This is a genomic window from Pseudomonas sp. GM50 (assembly GCF_000282375.1).
Taxonomy (GTDB): Bacteria; Pseudomonadota; Gammaproteobacteria; order Pseudomonadales; family Pseudomonadaceae; genus Aquipseudomonas.
In genome coordinates this window covers 1-17,224 of the sequence record NZ_AKJK01000104.1, presented here as the reverse complement: position 1 = coordinate 17,224, position 17,224 = coordinate 1, and the positions used below count along the sequence as shown (strand labels likewise).

Annotated in this window: 13 protein-coding genes; 7 read left to right on the top strand and 6 right to left on the bottom strand. The window is 52.5% G+C overall.

All coding sequences use genetic code 11. From position 1 onward, the window contains the following. Positions 1–15 precede the first annotated feature (15 nt). Positions 16–915 carry a LysR family transcriptional regulator gene (locus PMI30_RS05555; RefSeq protein WP_008013320.1) on the bottom strand — a complete coding sequence of 300 codons (900 nt, stop codon included), beginning with the start codon at positions 913–915 and terminating at the stop codon, positions 16–18. A gap of 137 nt (positions 916–1,052) precedes the next feature. On the opposite strand from PMI30_RS05555, the gene salA reads away from it, so the two are divergent. From salA to PMI30_RS05580, 5 genes are all read left to right on the top strand, one after another. Further along, positions 1,053–2,351 (top strand): salicylate 1-monooxygenase, encoded by a 1,299-nt coding sequence (gene salA, locus PMI30_RS05560; RefSeq protein ID WP_008013318.1) that lies wholly within the window; start codon positions 1,053–1,055, stop codon positions 2,349–2,351. Positions 2,352–2,403: 52 nt separating this feature from the next. Then, the gene (catA, locus tag PMI30_RS05565) at positions 2,404–3,342 is read left to right on the top strand and encodes a catechol 1,2-dioxygenase (protein WP_008013316.1); all 939 of its coding nucleotides are present in this window, start codon (positions 2,404–2,406) and stop codon (positions 3,340–3,342) included. A 54-nt stretch (positions 3,343–3,396) separates the two neighbouring features. Beyond that, the gene (locus PMI30_RS05570; RefSeq protein ID WP_008013313.1) at positions 3,397–4,545 is read left to right on the top strand and encodes an NAD(P)-dependent alcohol dehydrogenase; all 1,149 of its coding nucleotides are present in this window, start codon (positions 3,397–3,399) and stop codon (positions 4,543–4,545) included. A gap of 31 nt (positions 4,546–4,576) precedes the next feature. Beyond that, entirely contained in the window at positions 4,577–6,028 is a 1,452-nt protein-coding gene (locus PMI30_RS05575) for an aldehyde dehydrogenase (protein ID WP_008013310.1), read from the top strand. A gap of 313 nt (positions 6,029–6,341) precedes the next feature. After that, positions 6,342–7,265 carry a SphA family protein gene (locus tag PMI30_RS05580; protein ID WP_081501304.1) on the top strand — a complete coding sequence of 308 codons (924 nt, stop codon included), beginning with the start codon at positions 6,342–6,344 and terminating at the stop codon, positions 7,263–7,265. Positions 7,266–7,476: 211 nt separating this feature from the next. Here PMI30_RS05580 and PMI30_RS05585 read toward each other — a convergent pair whose 3' ends face one another. The 4 genes from PMI30_RS05585 to PMI30_RS05600 form a co-directional block, all read right to left on the bottom strand. Continuing rightward, positions 7,477–8,997: an MFS transporter gene (locus PMI30_RS05585; RefSeq protein ID WP_008013306.1), complete on the bottom strand. Its 1,521-nt coding sequence runs from the start codon at positions 8,995–8,997 to the stop codon at positions 7,477–7,479. Between the two features lie 11 nt (positions 8,998–9,008). Then, positions 9,009–10,196 (bottom strand): efflux RND transporter periplasmic adaptor subunit, encoded by a 1,188-nt coding sequence (locus PMI30_RS05590; RefSeq protein ID WP_008013305.1) that lies wholly within the window; start codon positions 10,194–10,196, stop codon positions 9,009–9,011. Beyond that, positions 10,193–11,701 (bottom strand): efflux transporter outer membrane subunit, encoded by a 1,509-nt coding sequence (locus tag PMI30_RS05595; protein WP_008013303.1) that lies wholly within the window; start codon positions 11,699–11,701, stop codon positions 10,193–10,195. The genes PMI30_RS05590 and PMI30_RS05595 overlap by 4 nt, the downstream gene beginning before the upstream one ends. A gap of 125 nt (positions 11,702–11,826) precedes the next feature. Beyond that, entirely contained in the window at positions 11,827–12,447 is a 621-nt protein-coding gene (locus PMI30_RS05600; RefSeq protein ID WP_008013301.1) for a TetR/AcrR family transcriptional regulator, read from the bottom strand. A gap of 274 nt (positions 12,448–12,721) precedes the next feature. Between PMI30_RS05600 and PMI30_RS0129890 the strand changes: the two genes are divergently transcribed. Beyond that, a complete protein-coding gene (locus PMI30_RS0129890) occupies positions 12,722–13,186 on the top strand; it encodes a winged helix DNA-binding protein (RefSeq protein WP_032836092.1) in 465 nt (154 codons plus the stop codon). A 191-nt stretch (positions 13,187–13,377) separates the two neighbouring features. On the opposite strand, the gene PMI30_RS05605 is transcribed toward PMI30_RS0129890, so the two are convergent. Continuing rightward, positions 13,378–14,634 (bottom strand): OprD family porin, encoded by a 1,257-nt coding sequence (locus PMI30_RS05605; protein WP_008013298.1) that lies wholly within the window; start codon positions 14,632–14,634, stop codon positions 13,378–13,380. Between the two features lie 1,135 nt (positions 14,635–15,769). On the opposite strand from PMI30_RS05605, the gene PMI30_RS31935 reads away from it, so the two are divergent. Then, positions 15,770–16,798, top strand: a complete 1,029-nt coding sequence (locus PMI30_RS31935; protein ID WP_443216315.1) for a methyl-accepting chemotaxis protein — start codon at positions 15,770–15,772, stop codon at positions 16,796–16,798. Positions 16,799–17,224: the final 426 nt, after the last annotated feature.

Below are 17,224 nucleotides of genomic sequence, written 5' to 3'. Positions count from 1 at the left end.
TTAGACCTCCAAGATTTAATCACTGAAGAGATCAAACATTAGCTGCCGAAACCACTTGTTTGCCGGATCACGGTTGAACTTCGCATGCCAGAACAGATTTATGGCTATCTCGGGGAGGGGCAGGGGTAATGGCATTGTTGTCAATCCAAATGGGCCTGTGCAACTGCTGGCGAAACGTTCCGGTACTGTTGCGATAAGGTCTGTGTTCTGCAGGATATGGCCCACGGCGACGAAGTGTGGGACTTCTAGTCGGATTTTTCGGTGCAAGCCTGCTCGATGCATGTGCGTGTCTATCTCGCCATGCCCAGTGCTCGCGGCAACAATCCTGATATGCCCGTACTCGCAAAAGCGCTCCCGTGTCATGGGGTGCTGGGTGATTGGATGATCTTTACGGCACAAGCAAACGTAGCGATGGTGAAAGAGACGTCTTTGGTAAAAGCCCGCTTGCAGGTCTGGCAAGAGGCCGACTGCCAAGTCCACTTCTCCGCTGGCTAAGCCATCGGACAGTCCTGCATAGCTGCGCAGTGTGCTGACCGAAACGCCTGGAGCGAGCTTGAGCAGGTTGTCGATTAACCGAGGCATGAAGTAAATCTCTCCAATGTCGGTCATCGCGACGACAAATCGTTTTTGACTCGTTGCTGGATCGAAGTCGTCGTGACGATTTAACGCGCCATGCAAGATGCCAATCGCTTGATAAACCGGTTCTGCCAGTTGAGCTGCATGGGGCGTTGGCTCCATGCCTTGATTCGTTCGCACGAACAGCTCGTCATTCAGGGTGGTACGCAGACGTTTTAGTGCATTACTCACTGCAGGCTGGGTAAGCCCAAGACTCTCAGCAGCCACTGAAACGCTTCGGTCGATTAGGAGTTGGTGAAATATCACCAGCAGATTCAGATCGATCTCACGTAAGTGCATGGCTGTTCTCTCGCAAAGGTGCGTGACGTGGAGGATATTCAGATTGGTGATACAGTCTATGTTATTCAGACTATTTATCAATAGTGCAAGGTGTAGTCATTATCGGGGCATACAAAAACAACATTAGGTTTTGCCCCATGAACAGTCTGAATTCTGCTTTGCAAATCGCTATCGTCGGTGGAGGAATTGCCGGTGTGGCTTTGGCTTTGGATTTGTGTCGTCACACCCACCTCAGCGTGCAACTATTTGAGTCTGCTCCTGCCTTTGGAGAGGTAGGTGCCGGCGTTTCCTTTGGAGCTAATGCTGTCCGCGCTATTGAAGGGTTGGGAATCGGGTCTGCATATCATCAAATTGCCGACCGCACGCAAGAGCCTTGGCAAGATATCTGGTTCGAATGGCGACGCGGGAAAGACGCTGGCTATCTTGGATCGAGCATTGCCGAAGGTGTAGGACAGTCGTCGGTACATCGAGCTGACTTTCTGGATGTCCTTGCTCAACAACTCCCCGCCGGCATCGCCCAGTTTAATAAACGTGCTGTCAGCGTCGAACAACTGGGACGGCGCACGAAAGTAACGTTTACGGACGGAACGCACCACGAGTGTGACGTGCTCATCGCTGCCGACGGTATTAAGTCATCCATTCGTGACCACGTTCTGAAGGGGCTTGGTGCGCCGCTAGTAGCCCCTCGCTTCAGTGGCACCAGCGCTTACCGGGGCATGATTGATAGCGAAAAACTGCGTGCTGCCTACCGTGCTCAAGGTGTGGATGAGCATCTGGTCAACGTACCTCAAATGTACTTGGGACTAGATACCCATATTCTGACTTTCCCCGTTAAGCAGGGAAGACTGATCAACGTGGTGGCATTCGTTTCTGATCGCAGCAAACCCAATCCTACCTGGCCCGCAGACGCACCATGGGTGAAACCTACGACACAGGCAGAGATGCTCGATGCATTCTCGGATTGGGGTGACGCCGCGCGGATTCTTCTCGAGTGCATCCCGGCTCCGACTTTGTGGGCACTACACGATCTTGCTGAGTTACCTGGTTATGTCCATGGTCGAGTCGCGCTGATTGGGGATGCCGCTCACGCCATGCTTCCTCACCAAGGCGCAGGTGCAGGTCAGGGCTTGGAAGATGCATGGTTGCTTGCACGCCTATTGGGCGACCCTCGTGCTTGTGAAGCCGACGCTAGCACTATTCTCAAGGCCTATGACGCTGTTCGTAGACCTCGCGCCTGCCGAGTTCAGCGCACCTCTTGGGAAGCGGGCGAACTATACGAACTGCGCGACCCTAAAGTCGGTGCAAACGAAGACGTTCTTTCCAGCACGTTAGCCAGTCGTTTCGACTGGCTTTGGAATCACGACATGCATGCCGATTTGGAGGCGTCGCGCGCCCAACTAGGCTGGACAGAGGCAGCACAAAGAAAGGTCAGTTGATCCGGTGCGTCCGGGACGAATGACTTTCTCACCAATAAGAAAAGGCTAAATCATGACCGTAACTATTTCCCATACCAGTGATATTCAAAACCTCCTGCGCGATGCGGCCGGTTTTGGAAACGCTCGAGGCAGTGATCGTCATAAAAACATTGTGCTTCGCATCCTGCAGGAAAGCGTCAAGCTCATCGAGGAGCTGGAAATCAGCGACGACGAGTTCTGGGCGGGTGTTGAGTATCTCAATCGCCTAGGAGCGAAGAACGAAGCTGGGCTCCTGGTTGCAGGACTTGGGGTGGAACACTTCCTTGACCTGTTACGTGATGCAAAGGAAAAGAGCATCGGCAAAGTTGGTGGAACTCCCCGCACCATTGAAGGGCCTTTGTATGTCGCCGAGGCCCCTCTCAGCGAAGGTTTCGCTCGCATGGATGATGGCTCCGAGGACGGTCTGGCGACACCGTTGTTTCTGGGTGGACGCGTAATTGACTTGGACGGCAAACCAATCGCCGGAGCACTCGTCGATCTCTGGCAGGCTGACACCAAAGGCAATTACTCTCACTTCGATACGACTCAATCTAAATACAACCTCCGCCGCCGCGTTGTGACTGATTCGGACGGACGATATAGAGCACAAAGCATCGTGCCCTCTGGTTACGGTTGCGACCCTTCAGGCCCGACACAGGAGTGTCTCGACCAACTTGGTCGTCACGGTCAACGTCCCGCCCATATCCATTTTTTCATTTCCGCACCTGGTCACGATCATCTGACCACCCAGATCAACCTCTCAAACGATGCCTACCTTTGGGATGACTTTGCCTACGCAACCAGAGAGGGGTTGATAGGTGAAGTTCGTTTCATTGATGACGCGCATCAGTCCAAAGAGCGTGGTGTGCTGGGGCGCTACGCAGAGATGGAGTTCGACTTCCAATTGCGTCCCGCAGCCAGTCCGGAATCAGAGCGACGCAGCAAACGGCCACGTGCCCTCCAAGGGGCTTGATACAAGCTTTGAACCTAGATCGAGTATCTAAAAACGGTTTACGAGGAGACACAAATGTCCCAAAGCGACGTTAAAGCCATCGATGTGAAAGTAGCTGTTTTGCGCGCGCCAGGCGCCGAACTGAAAATCGAGAGCGCCCAATTAGGCGCTCCAAGACCCACCGAAGTTCGTGTAAGGGTTGTGGCGTCCGGTGTCTGCCATACCGACATGGTAGTACGTGATCAGCTTTTTCCAACACCGCTTCCCATCATCCTCGGCCATGAGGGATCAGGGGTTGTTGAGTCGGTGGGCTATGCAGTCACAACAGTGGCTCCAGGTGATCACGTAGTAATGACGTATATGTCTTGCGGACTCTGTTTGACTTGCGAAACCGGTCATCCGGCGCATTGTTCACACATGCATCCGCTGAACTTCGGTGGAGGACGTATTGATGGCAGTACCTCAACCTGCAGTTGCGTCGATGACACCCCGATTCATGACCACTTTTTCGGACAATCATCGTTTTCAACATACGTCATCGCTAACGAGCGCAATGTGGTTAAGGTTCCAAAAGATGCGCCGCTTGAACTGCTCGGGCCATTGGGTTGCGGCATACAGACGGGTGCGGGCTCTGTACTCAAAGCCCTGAAGGTTGAAGCAGGTTCCAGCTTCGCTGCTTTTGGGGCTGGAGCAGTTGGGCTAGCCGCGGTCATGGCAGCGAAGATTGCCGGCGCTACGACCATCATCGCGGTGGATATCACGCCTAGTCGTTTGGAGTTGGCTCTTGAGTTGGGTGCAACGCATGTGATTAACAGCCGCGAAGAGGATCCGGTCAAACGTATTCAGGCAATCACCGGAGGCGGTGTCAATTACAGCCTCGAATGTTCTGGCCGTGCTGAGGTTCTTCGGCAAGCCATTGATGCAGTGACCACTCTTGGCACATGCGGCATCGTTGGTGCGACCAAGGTCGGGACAGAGGTCGCGTTCAACATCAACGACGTGATGATTCCGGGTAAGCGGATCATGGGGATCGTCCAAGGAGATGTCGTCGCCAATGCATTCATCCCGATTCTCGTCGATCTGTATATGCAAGGGCGGTTCCCATTCGACAAGCTTTGCCGTTTCTACTCCTTCGACCAAGTCAACGAAGCCATGGCGGACAGCGAGCGGGGCGTGACGATCAAACCAATCTTGCGTATGCCGTCTTCCGCGGATCATGCCTGACAATTCTTTCGATCAAATCAAGGTACGACAGATGAATGTTCAACTGGTTATCGACAACGTCAAACAGGATGCTGTCGGCGGTAAGACTTACAACCGGGTCGATCCAATCAGCTCCCGAGTCATTACAGTGGGCGCTGCTTGTACCGTCGAGGATGCTATTCGTGCTGCGGCGTCATCTCAGCAGGCTTTCAAATCATGGTCGAAGGTCGGCCCAACGGAACGTCGGCGTCTTCTGTTGGCCGCTGCGGATGTTCTGATGAGTAAGATGGAACAATTCTGTAGTGTCATGGCAGAAGAAATTGGCGCCTCGCAACTATGGTCTCAGTTTAACGTTGGTGCATCTGCCAACCTCCTGCGAGAAGCTGCCGCGCTCACCACCCAGATCAAGGGTGAAACTATCCCGACGGATAAGCCCAATACATTGTCGATGACACTGAGGCAGCCGATTGGCACGGTGTTGAGTATCGTGCCTTGGAACGGGCCAGTCATCCTTGGCACTCGGGCAATCGCTTATCCATTGGCTTGCGGCAACACAGTTATCTTCAAAGGTTCGGAAAACAGTCCTCGCACTCATCAGCTTCTCGCTGAAGCGTTCTATGAGGCAGGTTTTCCACCTGGGGTGCTCAACTTCATCATTTCGGCGCCAGAGGATGCGGCAGACGTCACCGAGGCACTCATCGCCCACGATACGGTTCGCCGAGTCAATTTTACCGGTTCAACCAAAGTTGGTCGGATGATCGGGCAAACCAGCGCCAAACATCTCAAGCGTTGCTTGCTGGAACTAGGCGGCAAGGCGCCTTTTGTAGTGCTAGATGATGCGGATCTGGATGGAGCTGTAAATGCTGCAGTCTTCGGCGCTTTCCTTTACCAAGGGCAGATATGCATGTCGACCGAACGATTCGTTGTCGACGAAGCAGTGGCTGATGCGTTCGTTGCGAAGTTTGCTGAACGAGTACGTGGTCTGGAAGCAGGCGAACCCTCTACTTCGCCTTCATGCGTCATCGGGCCGATGATCTCTCAAGGATCGCTTCAGCGCATCAACCAGATGTTGGACGACGCTGTCGGCAAAGGAGCACAAATTGTGGCTGGTGGCTTGGGTACCAGCGCGCTTATGAGTGCCACGCTTGTCGATAAGGTGACCTCTTCGATGGAAATCTACCATGAAGAGACCTTTGGGCCGGTAACAACAGTCGTTCGGGTAAGGGGAGCAGAACAGGCTCTGGAGGTCGCTAACGATACCGCCTACGGTCTGTCTTCCTCGATTTTCAGTCGTGATGTCAGTCGCGCACTGGAACTCGCCAGTCGACTGGATGCCGGCTGCGTCCACATCAACGGAGCGACTGTTCAGAATGAGCCTCAAGCTCCATATGGTGGCATGAAAAACAGTGGTTACGGTCGGTTCGATGGCAGCGCTGTAATCGATGAGTTCACCGAGGTCAAATGGGTCACTGTAGAGCCATCCGACCAGCCTTATCCGTTCTGAGATCAAGCCTGGTGATCGATCAATCCTAATGATTCAAATGTAAACTTTCGATTGATCCTCCCGTGGCAGTTTTCTCGAAAGACTGTTTATAGCTTGCTACCACCGGGGTACCGCAGCGCGGTAACCCCGGCTCTATAACAAATACAAAAGAGCCGAACCATGCGCGCAAATCACCCGTCCTGTTCAGGACTGTTTCGAACGTAACCTGTTACTTCTGTATCCGACTTCAAGCCCCCCTTAAAAGATCGCGCGCTTCGCTCTAACTCAGCCAAGTCGAGTTTGGCGCGTAGTCAATTCACTCATGGTCGCGAAAATGAATAATAAAAAAACCGATACATCAGTTAATTTTTATAAGAATGTCCAACGCGTGATCGTCGGGGCTGCACTGACAGTTGTTTTACCTGTCGTACAGGCCACTGAGGGTGGCGGTTCGTCGTACCCCATGGGGGCGGAGAACTACATGACAGGCGCCATGCCCCCGCCCGGCTTCTACGGGCAGATTTTTGCAGAGAGTTATCGCGCTGACCGGCTCCTAGACAATCGAGGAAAGCGAGCGATTGATGACTTTCATTTGAGTGCGGATGTGATCGCTCCCAGGTTGATCTGGGTTACCGAACAGAAACTTCTCAGCGGGGCGTTAGCTTTTCACATGAACGTTCCACTGATTGACCTCAGGGTATACGTCGCTGATGAGCACCAGCGAAAGACGGGGTTGGGAGATATTATTTTTGGCCCGGCGCTGGGCTATCACTACAGCGATAAATTCCACGCCATATATGCGTTTGATGTTTTCGCCCCTACTGGGAAGTACGATCGCGACGATCTGGCGAATCTTGGTCGTAACTATTGGGCGATCGAGCCGATAGCGGCGTTTACATACGTTGATCCATCGGGTCTCAACGGTGACCTTAAAGTGATGTATGACTTCAACGCTCGTAACCCAGCCACGGATTATCGTTCAGGTCAGGAATTACATGCTGACTACTCTTTTGGGTGGGGGTTGGGGAATGGTTGGGTGGTAGGAGTCGGTGGCTACGTATATCACCAAACCACAAATGACAATCAGGACGGGCAGGAGTTGGAAGGCAGAAAAGGGCGCGCCGTCGCAATTGGCCCGTCAGTAAAATACTCTAACCAAGCCGGTTGGTTTGTGACTGCCAAGTGGCAGAAGGAAAGCGATGTCCGCAATCGCCCAGAAGGGGAGGCCTTTTGGATTAAATTTACGACCCCTCTCTGATTCAGATAGGCACCTCGCAGCTCTCATGTCAGGCCGCTTACATTGTTTTTTTCGCACTGAGGAATGTATTTTCGAGGTGTGATTTTTAGCGCTGAGAGAATGAGAAGGTCTGAAGAACCAGGTAGGCATGGGGAGGTTTATCCAACCTCACTATGCCTATCGCCTCGAGTTTTTTGGTCAGGAGATGTTGTTCGATCATCCACACACGATTCTATTTGAACGCCTTTTGTGTTATCGAAACGATCAGCGCCACGCCTGCGACAGCAATCACCGCCCAGAAATACTCCGCGCTGGCGACCAGAGTCGATTGCTGATGCAGGTTCTGGGCGAGCATCGAAATAGCTATTTGGCCAGCGTGGCTTTCACCTACCTGCGGTGCCAACGCATCAATCAGATGCTGTGTGTGCTCCATATAAACGGGATCAGCTGAACTGAAATGCCCATTCAGGTTGTTGTACTGGGTGGTAGTGCGCCATTGCAGAAACAAGGTGGCGATAGTCGTACCCATTGCCATCGCAATCTGTCCCATCATGCTTTTAATTTGGTAGGCGTGCGCGAACAGTGTGTCGTTATGGGTTACATCACGGAATGTCTGCATGGCGGCGGTTGCAAGCACCAGCATCACAAAGCAACCGTTGAGCACAAGTGCAGGAAGGATGTTTGACCACATATTGGCGCTGGGCGTGAGGGATGAGAATAACCAGCCGAAGCCGATCAGCGCTGCAAACCCGGCTACAAAGAACTTCTTCGGAGCGGGGAATTTTGGAATGACAACGGACATAATGCCCCATGTGATCAGCGCCCCCGCCAGCCCGAAAGCCTGAAACGTACCGATTGTGTCCCACGAGTAGCCCAGCCCAGTCTGCAGAAAATACGGCAGGATGTAGTTGTTGCTACCAAGCAGTATGTACGTGAAGCAGAAGAGGGCCACCCCTAGCATGTAGCGATGTTGCATCAGGTCTTTAACCTTGAGAAAGGGCTCCCTTTTGCCGTGTTCGGTGTGAAAGAAGGTGTAGACACCCAGCGCAGCCAGCAGTGCAAATGCGATGAGAATGAATGTTTCATTGTAAAAGTCGTAGTAGGAGCGTTGCAGGATGTAAAGAAGGAAAAAACTGCTAACGGACAACAACAGAATATTTGCCGGGCTGGAGGGCGTTCTTTCATCTTCCGGAGCGAGGGCATTGGGTAGAAAACGGGTACACAGAAAAGCCGCGATCACAGCTCCCACGATCAATACCCAGAAAATGGCGTGCCACGTATCTTCAACCACCACCAGTGATGAGATGAATGGGGCTGAAGCTGTCCCGCCAGCGAGCCCGGTGGCAAACACCTTGACCCCGACAAAACGCCCCGGGCCGGCCGGAAGCAGATTTACCATCAAACGCGCGGATGTCATGAACGATGCGCCGCCCAATGCCATGATCACACGACCGACAGTGAAAGTACTTAGGTCACTCCCCACACCACACACGAATGCACCCAATACGTAAATGCTGATAGAACCCAGCATGAAGTTGCGCCAGCCTAATCGCTCGACTAGCCAGCGTTGCTTGGAAATGACCACAACGGCTATGCAGGCGTACAGCGCGGCGACAAGCGTGAACTCTTCTGGACTCGCGTCGATTTCCCCACGGATCGGCGCCGAGGCAAATGCAATCATGCCTGCCTGCAAGTACTCCAAAGCGCAAAGCAGTCCCACTGTTAGTAACAAGGCGGCGTTCTTTCTATACATGGTCTGCCCCGTTACAGATTCAGATCTTTGGAGCTAAGACGATCAGCGTTAGCACTGATCACGCTCTCAACGATGTCGTTGGCATCTCTAAGTTCGTTATCAAAAATATCAGTGCTATACGCAGGATGTATTGGTGTTTGAGTGTTGAGAATAGGGCCACTGGTATCACTGGTGTCCACTGAGACTCGCATGGACAGGCCGAGGCGTAATGGGTTCTTTGCTACCTCTTCAGGCCTCAGTGCAATTCGTACAGGCACGCGCTGGGTAACTTTGATCCAGTTGCCGGTAGCATTTTGCGCGGGCATCAGAGAGAACGCGCTTCCCGTGCCAGCATCCAGCCCGATGATCGTTCCGTGGAAATCTACATTCCGACTGTAAGCATCGGCGCTTAAGTGGACAGATTGTCCTATACGTAAATGTTCGAGTTGCGACTCCTTGAAGTTGGCGTTCACCCAAACTTGATCTACGGGTACGACCGACATTAGTGCGACGCCTGGACTGATCCGCTGCCCAACTTGAACGTTGCGTTTGGTTACCAACCCTGAGGTAGGGGAGTAGATCTGGGTACGGTGCAAAGAGATGTAGGCATCACGCAAATTACTTGCTGCAACGAGAACGTCAGGGTGGGTTCGAAGCGTTGTGTTGTCCACCATGGCAAGGCGAACGGCCAAGGCATGCCGAGTGCCATCCAGGCCCACGACAGCATTCTTGAGAACCTCTTCAGCATGGCTGATCTCTTCACGAGAGACTGCACCACTGGAGGCAAGTTGATTGCGGCGGCGAACGTCGTCTTGTGCCTTGCGCACATCGTTTTGACGTTGGTTTACCTCAGCCTCCAACTGCTGCACCTGATAATACTGGGTACGTGCCTGGCGAACAGCCCGCGCAAGGTTGGACTTTGCCCGCTCATACTGAATCTCCGCGTCCACCGCATTCAGTGTGACAAGAAGTGAATTAGCGTCAACGTGATCCGTATTGTCGACACTGATGACGGTCACCGTACCGCTGACCTGTGAGGTTACCTGAACGATATTGCCGTCGACATAAGCATCATCGGTGGTTTCCGTTCCAAGCCTAACCACGTACCAGCCTCCCAGCACAGCGACTATGAGTGCTATGGCGAGAATCAAAAGGAGTCGCGGTAAGTTGCGAGCTGTTTGTGGTGCGGTATTAGGGGTAGAGGGCGTGTTAGATGTCATGATTTATTAGCTACGGTAGAGTTGGTATTGGCAGTTACGGACATTTCAGGGCGGTACCCTCCACCCAAAGCCCTGCTCAGGTTGGCTTGTAAAGAAATCGCTCTGGACTGCAAGTCGACCAATTGGCGTTTTTCAACAAGCGTCGCATTCTGCGTAGCCAGTACTTGTAGATAGGTAGCAAGGCCAGCGGCGTAGCGCTGATTAACGAGATCTGCTGCGGCAACGGCAGTTGCCACTGCCTCGTTCTGCTGAGCCAACCGCTCCTTCAACCAGCGAAGTGACGACAATTGGTCGGCTATATCTCGTAGTGCATCGACAACCGTCTGGTTGTAGTTTTCAACAGCCAGGTCGTATGCCGCATCTTGTGCATCCAGGTTGCCTCGCAAGCGGCCTCCTTCGAAAATAGGCAGGCTTATCGCTGGAGCGATTCCTAAAATACGGCTGCTGTGATCGTTGAAGGTGTCGAAAGCCAGGCTCTGCAATCCAATGAACGCAGTCAGGTTCACATTCGGATAGAAGCGTGCCTTCGCAACTTCGATCTCATGGCCAGAGGCCTCGACTCGCCAGCGTTGGGCCACAACATCCGGACGATGGCCGATCAGTTCAGCTGGGATATTCGACGGCATCACAACCATGTCACTTGCTTGAAGTTGCGGTCGGGTGATCGTGCGCCCGCGGTCAGGGCCTTTACCTAACAATGAGGCGAGTTTGTTTTGGTTGAGTTCAATGGATTCTTTGAGTGCTGCGATATTCGCTCTACTAGCAGGCAACGACGCCTGTGACTGCTTGATGTCTATCTCTGTGCCGAGCTCAGCGGCGAAACGCTTTTTGGTGAGATCCTCAATCTGCTCTTGCTGATTCAGCAGAGCTTGCGCGACGTCGATTTGCTCATAGACATTTTGCAAGGCGATATACGTTTGTACGATGGAAGAGGAGAGGATGAGTGACGCTGCGCGCTCATCGACTTCCAATGCCCGCCGCCTGCCTACTGCTGCCTCTACTGAAGACCGGTTCTTACCCCAAAAGTCCAACTCGTAGCCGACATTCAACGTCCCTTGGTGCACGTTTTGCCATGTACCTTTGGCCGGCGCAGGGGTCGTACCATTGGAGCTGAACCGTTCGCGAGTGACACTCATGGCAGCACTGACGTCAGGGAGCAACTGAGCGCCTTGTATTGCTTCCAGCGCGCTAGCTTGGTGGACACGCGCTGCGGCTGCTCGGAGTGTGGGACTGTTGCTCAGGGCTTCGTTTACCAACTCGTCAAGTTGTGGATCTTTGAAACTGCTCCACCAGTTGTCGGTCGGCCAAGCAGCCTCGGAGAGCTTAATTCCGCTGTTAGCCAACGTCTCGTTGATCTCGGAAGGCTGTAACATTTCCGACTGAGGTTTCAGGTCACTGAACGAGCATCCAGATAGCATCACTAGCGCCACTGCTACCGAGGCGCTCCTCATCAGCGTTGTGATGGGCTGTCTGTTTTTTACGCCCTGAATCGGTGAACTTCTCATTAAAATTTTCTCTGAAGCGTGTGATGAAAATAAGTCAGGGAGAGGATTTCGGGTAAGGATGCTAATAAACACTGTCAGTGTCGTTAAGCTCGTTAAAAAAGCCGCCGAAGCGGCTTTAAGTCATTTTATCTTGGCCTTAAGCCATTCACGATGATGCCAACAGCGCTGTTGATGTCGTCGAGATTTTCGAGATCTGCCGTGACAAGGTGAAGCCAGGACATGCCGGTAAGCATCGAGACTGCGGTGTCTACGGCAACGCCTTCGGGGATCTCTCCCGACTCCACCGCTCGAGCAAAAATCTTTCGTAACGTACGCTCGCGACGTGGAAGAAATTCTTTCCTGAACTCCTCAAGCGCTGTTGACTCATGCTGGATTTCGGTAATCAAACTGCGCAATGTTTCGCCTGCGCTTGATGTACGCCACCAGTTCCATAGCGAACGGAGGTGGACGATCAGATCCTTCTCCAAATCACCAGTGTTTGGCTGTGTCACAAAGGTCAGCGCGGTACGCTCATACACATCTCTAAGCAGCGCACTCTTACTCTTCCACCAGCGGTAGATCGTCGGCTTGCTTGATCCTGCTCGTTCCACCAGCGCATCCATCGTGAATGCTTGGTAGCCGCGCTCCTCAAGGATCGCTGCAGCAGCCTCGAGAATGGCCTCTGTACTCTGAGGGCTGCGTACTGCACCAATTGAAGATCGGCTGCGCGATTTGACAGGTTTTGGCTGGTCAGTCTTGGTGATCATAGATGCTCGGACGGAATACTGAGGTTTTCAGTTCGGCTATAGAAACTGTCAGTATTTATAGGCTAAACGTAATCCTCGGTCAACAATTTGTAGCCATATCTACCATTCAAATTGTGAATAGAGTGTATTGCATCTAGATATGATCGATTCCCAAGGAGGCTGTTACAGTTCCCATGCCTGATGCCGGTGAAGGCATCAAGCACCGAATTTATATCTGTAATAGTCCCGAGCTCACCATTCGGTCATGCTTATAGAAAATTATTGGGAGGATTGTGTGGGAACGCATCTCATCGCCGCATTCAATGTCCTTGATGGCGTAAACAAGGCTATGGCGGACTGGATAGAAAAAGCTGTAGCAGGACACAGTCTGACCGCTCTGGAGTTTCGAGCTCTAGATGGCATGGCAAATGGAGCTATTAATTCTGCGAGTCGATGCAGTCGTTATTTGAATATCATGCCAACTAAGGCTTCTTTAATAATGGAAAAGCTCGAAAGGTGCGGGTATGTGCAGCGTCGGCGTGATCGACCAGACAGACGATTGATAGTGCTCCAGTTAACGGATGAAGGTCTTGAAGCATATGAGCTTGCGCTGAAATCACTTACTGAAGAATGGGCAGGCGTTTTAAGTAATGTGGGTGCAGATGTAATGCAGATGGTTAAACTTTTCACTGGCCCTTTCATATCTCCTGTCGGCGAACTAATTGAAAAATCGTTGCAGGTAGCAGACTCAGCCGCTTGAAAGAGGGCTTTCAGTTGATTTTTTTTGCTGAGCACTGAGTCTTCCCCGCAAATAAATTTCAGTGAAACCAATTGCTAACGGCGCTAAATTAAGCATCCGATAGCACACCACCACTTATACCAATTTAATTTCTATTTCAAACTAAGGCCACAATTAATACTAAGATGCGCCGCTACACGCGGCGCACTGCTTCAAAGAAGGTCTAGTGGGTATTCGATGAACGCCCTGACTTCGTTCAAATTAGGGCCGACATCGCGATCTGCCCGGTAAATCGAGTTACGCAGTTTGAATGACAGATCCTTGAGTGTGCCTTCCTGAACCATGTATTTGACCTGGTTGAAGAATTCACGCTCTGTACCATCCTGCTCACCTCCCGCATCGATATTGCTGCCACGCACATAGGCGGTTTTGTACGTGAGCCCGGGCATACCGAACCCTGCAAAATCCAGTTCGTAGCTCAGTTGCCACGACTCTTCGTCTTTCAGATTGAAGTCGGAGTAGTAGGAGTTAGCGACGTAAATGGCACTACCACCGTCCCCATAGTCGTAGGCATAACCGGCATCGCCACTGTTACGCTGATGGGCGACGATAAAAGCATGCGAACCGACGCTGTATTTCGCCGCCAGGCTCCAGATGGTGTTCGTGTCGTTGACGCCATCGCCACCAAAATCCAATGTCGCCTGAGAGCTATTGGCGTAGTCGGTACGGTAGATGTTGAAGTCGAGGTTCAGCGCCTGAGAGTCGGAAAATGGCACCGTATAATTCACGTTGCCGTAGTACTTCTTGTAGGTGTCCTTCACATCGGAGTGGTACGCCGCGACGCTCAGGGCGTCGGTCGCGCTGTAGGTACCTCCAATCACATCGATACTCTTCAGATGATTCGGATCACGTGCCGGATCGCCCATCGGACTATCTGCGGTAAACCGTCCGACGTTCAATTCCAGACCTTCAATTTCCTTACTGGTGACCAGCGTGCCGGTAAAGGCTTGAGGCAATAGTCGCGAGTCGTCATACGCCAGCACCGGCATTGACGGGAACTGGTTGCCGTAGCGCAATACGGTATTGGAGACACGCAGTTTAAGTGCGGCCCCGGCCTCCGAAAGGTCATCGACCGGATGTCCATCGCTGTCAGCATCGAAAAATGCCGTGTAGTTGCGACCGCGACCGCTGTCGAGTTTGACACCCAACAAGCCATAAACGTCGACACCGACACCGACGGTTCCTTGGGTGAATCCAGACTGAAACGTACCAATGAAACCTTGGCCCCACACCTTGGCATCATTGGTGTGGTTTTTGTAATCGCGATTGAAGTACGCATTACGCAATAACAATTTCAGGTCACTGTCTTCAACGAATCCTTTAGCTTCTGACTGGTCGCTGGCGAACGCATAGGGTGCGCTTGTCGAGATAAGCGCGCACGCGATCGCGACTTGTTTAGGGTTGAGCATCGGTTACTCCCAATAGCAGTGTTCTTGACTTTCGTGATGGCAGGAGGCTGCAAATGTCGTGATAACCACAAATCAAATTGGGTTATTGGCGGGGGCGATTATGTGTTTAGGAGTCCCACCCGTTGCAGCGGGACGATAAATACTATTGAAAGCACCTCGCATATAAGTCCTATTTTTGATTCACATTATCAATGAAATCAATAGTCTATAGATCGAAATTGCGAGTAAGGTGGCGGTGATGAATGCATGAGGTGCGGCTCTCGCCCTTTATGCAGGTTTATCTCCAGTTCATCACTCCATTGGTGAAATTTTTTGGCCCGCCCACGCGCGGGCCTTTTTTTATTCAATGGAAAACACGCCAGCTTGAAACTAAGGTTAGGCGGTTAGGCTCACAATCGTTGTTACCATGGCCGATTTATCGGACGTGATTTTCACGTCTGCATCGATGGGTATCAGGTAAAATATTGAATCTGCGCGCACGCTTTCACCCGGTACGCATTGGAGGCTAAGGTTTTTTTTCCTGAGAGTGGTTCAGGCAGTCAGGCCAATGTATGAGCGAGAAAAGCACTGTGAATGAGACAAATCCAGCTCCGGAACTCTCCTACCTTATCGATGTCGGCAGTGCGCTTCCAAGATTGGCGATGGAGGCAGCTCAGAAGATGGCCAAGAAGGGAGCAGGCGGCTTCACTGTTATCGCTGGTAAAGGCAATCGCGAGCTGATGCACATTAGATTCGGGCCAATCGAATCCGATACTCAATACCCCATGCCCACTACAGCCTTGGCAGTTGGTGTGAGACTTGGGATGCCAATGGTGTGTGCAACCGGAACTCGAGTATTGGTCTTTTTGGGGCCTATCCATGGATGGAGAAAAAGACAAAACGCTATGGGCTTATCTTCGTGTATGAGCGCGATGATGCCTTCCGTTTGTGGCCGGAGATGGAAATCATCCGCGACGCCCTTATGTCTCTCTAAAGCTGTATAGAGGCATAAAGAATCATCTGGCTTGAACAAAACGGATAAAGGTCTGCACAAATCAGATAGTCCCGGTTTTAAAGCTCCCGCTAGCATGAATAGCCCCTGCGACCTTTTACAGATCCAGGGTGCAATTATCTACGCCTGCGCGGCTTGCCTTGAATGACTGTCGCGGGTCGTACCTATAACAATAATGGAACGAGCCGACAGGCCCTACAGGCATGCCGGCGGGGAATCATGATGCTGAGACTTACGAAGCGCACTCGCGTGGCCGCTATGGTGCAATGCGGCGCAGTAATGGGCTGTCTTACCATAGGTTTGTATCCCGAGCGCTCTAACTTCTATCTGCCGATCATCGTGCTGGCTCTTGTCACGGCGGGCTGGCTGTATCACTTCGAAACAGTGCACAGGGTCGAGGTACGGGTCGAAGTGCCGGTAGAAACCAGACTTCAACCAATAGAGACCCCAATCGAATTTGACGGCAAACCTCCGCCTGAGCCATCGACGGTTGATCCGCTCTTGCGTAGTAACGTGGCCGAGTTGAGCCTGGCAATCGGAGAGACTGAGAAAGACATGAATTTTGCCAACCAGTTGGCCCGTGAAGCAGGTGGTAAGGTTAATGCCAGTACGCAGAGCATCCAGGCCTCAGCCACTATCTTCTGCGAGCTTGATCAGTCCATGGAGAAACTGGCTCAAGCATTCGGTGAACTGGGTGGGCAGTCGGTGCAAATCAGAGGGTTGGTCGGCAGCATCCAAGACATCGCCCGGCAAACCAACTTGCTGGCCCTCAATGCCGCAATCGAAGCAGCTCGTGCGGGTGAGCATGGTCGCGGCTTTGCCGTGGTGGCGGATGAAGTGCGTAACCTCTCCAAGCGTGTCGCTGATTCCAGCGCACAGATACACCAGATTGCCCAAAGTTTGGAGCGTACGGCCGATGACGCCCGTGGTGGGATCGATCACCTGAGCGTATCGGCGCGAAACGGTCTAGCGCAGTCCGATGAGGCTCTACAGTCAATACAAGGCTTACGTGACGCTGCCGTGGCACGAATGGAGATTGTAGAACGGGTCATGTCACGTCTGGCCGGGCAGCGATTGCTGGCAGGTCAGGTGGAGGCGTTGCTGCCTGAGTCGGCGCAGGTGCCCGTGTCCTGTCCTGGCCTTACAACCCGGCGACAAGCTCTTGTTTTGTAAATTACCACTTTGAGCGTCACCCCTCGCAGATAATGAAAACGACGGGATAAAAATCAGAAGGTCGAAAAGGCGTAGGAGTTTCAACTACTCGCATGGCGCTTCGCTAATCGAACGCTTTTATCGATGGTCGTAGAGATAAATCCAACAGCTGCTGGTATCGTACTGTCCACGTTCGCCAACATTAAGGGATGGGGCGAAAATAGAAGCCCTGGAGCTGCGAACCTCCGGGGCTTCGTTTTTCTATTTGGCAAATACGTAACTGATCGGCGACATGGCTACGCCCCTCCAAACGATCAACAGCGCTGGCATTGGCTTGGTTTGGGCTTGCTCAAAGTTAAGCGCCAGTTGGCAACCGGCTGACTCGTTCCACTGCGGCCATCGCACACATGACATCTTCTTGTTCTGCCCCCCCCCCCCCCCACACCC

What these genes read in the sequence shown, in the direction of transcription:
- PMI30_RS05555 (WP_008013320.1), bottom strand. Translation starts at nt 915, where the DNA reads ATGCACTTACGTGAGATCGATCTGAATCTGCTGGTGATATTTCACCAA.
- salA (WP_008013318.1), top strand. Translation starts at nt 1,053, where the DNA reads ATGAACAGTCTGAATTCTGCTTTGCAAATCGCTATCGTCGGTGGAGGA.
- catA (WP_008013316.1), top strand. Translation starts at nt 2,404, where the DNA reads ATGACCGTAACTATTTCCCATACCAGTGATATTCAAAACCTCCTGCGC.
- PMI30_RS05570 (WP_008013313.1), top strand. Translation starts at nt 3,397, where the DNA reads ATGTCCCAAAGCGACGTTAAAGCCATCGATGTGAAAGTAGCTGTTTTG.
- PMI30_RS05575 (WP_008013310.1), top strand. Translation starts at nt 4,577, where the DNA reads ATGAATGTTCAACTGGTTATCGACAACGTCAAACAGGATGCTGTCGGC.
- PMI30_RS05580 (WP_081501304.1), top strand. Translation starts at nt 6,342, where the DNA reads ATGAATAATAAAAAAACCGATACATCAGTTAATTTTTATAAGAATGTC.
- PMI30_RS05585 (WP_008013306.1), bottom strand. Translation starts at nt 8,997, where the DNA reads ATGTATAGAAAGAACGCCGCCTTGTTACTAACAGTGGGACTGCTTTGC.
- PMI30_RS05590 (WP_008013305.1), bottom strand. Translation starts at nt 10,196, where the DNA reads ATGACATCTAACACGCCCTCTACCCCTAATACCGCACCACAAACAGCT.
- PMI30_RS05595 (WP_008013303.1), bottom strand. Translation starts at nt 11,701, where the DNA reads ATGAGAAGTTCACCGATTCAGGGCGTAAAAAACAGACAGCCCATCACA.
- PMI30_RS05600 (WP_008013301.1), bottom strand. Translation starts at nt 12,447, where the DNA reads ATGATCACCAAGACTGACCAGCCAAAACCTGTCAAATCGCGCAGCCGA.
- PMI30_RS05605 (WP_008013298.1), bottom strand. Translation starts at nt 14,634, where the DNA reads ATGCTCAACCCTAAACAAGTCGCGATCGCGTGCGCGCTTATCTCGACA.
- PMI30_RS31935 (WP_443216315.1), top strand. Translation starts at nt 15,770, where the DNA reads ATGACTGTCGCGGGTCGTACCTATAACAATAATGGAACGAGCCGACAG.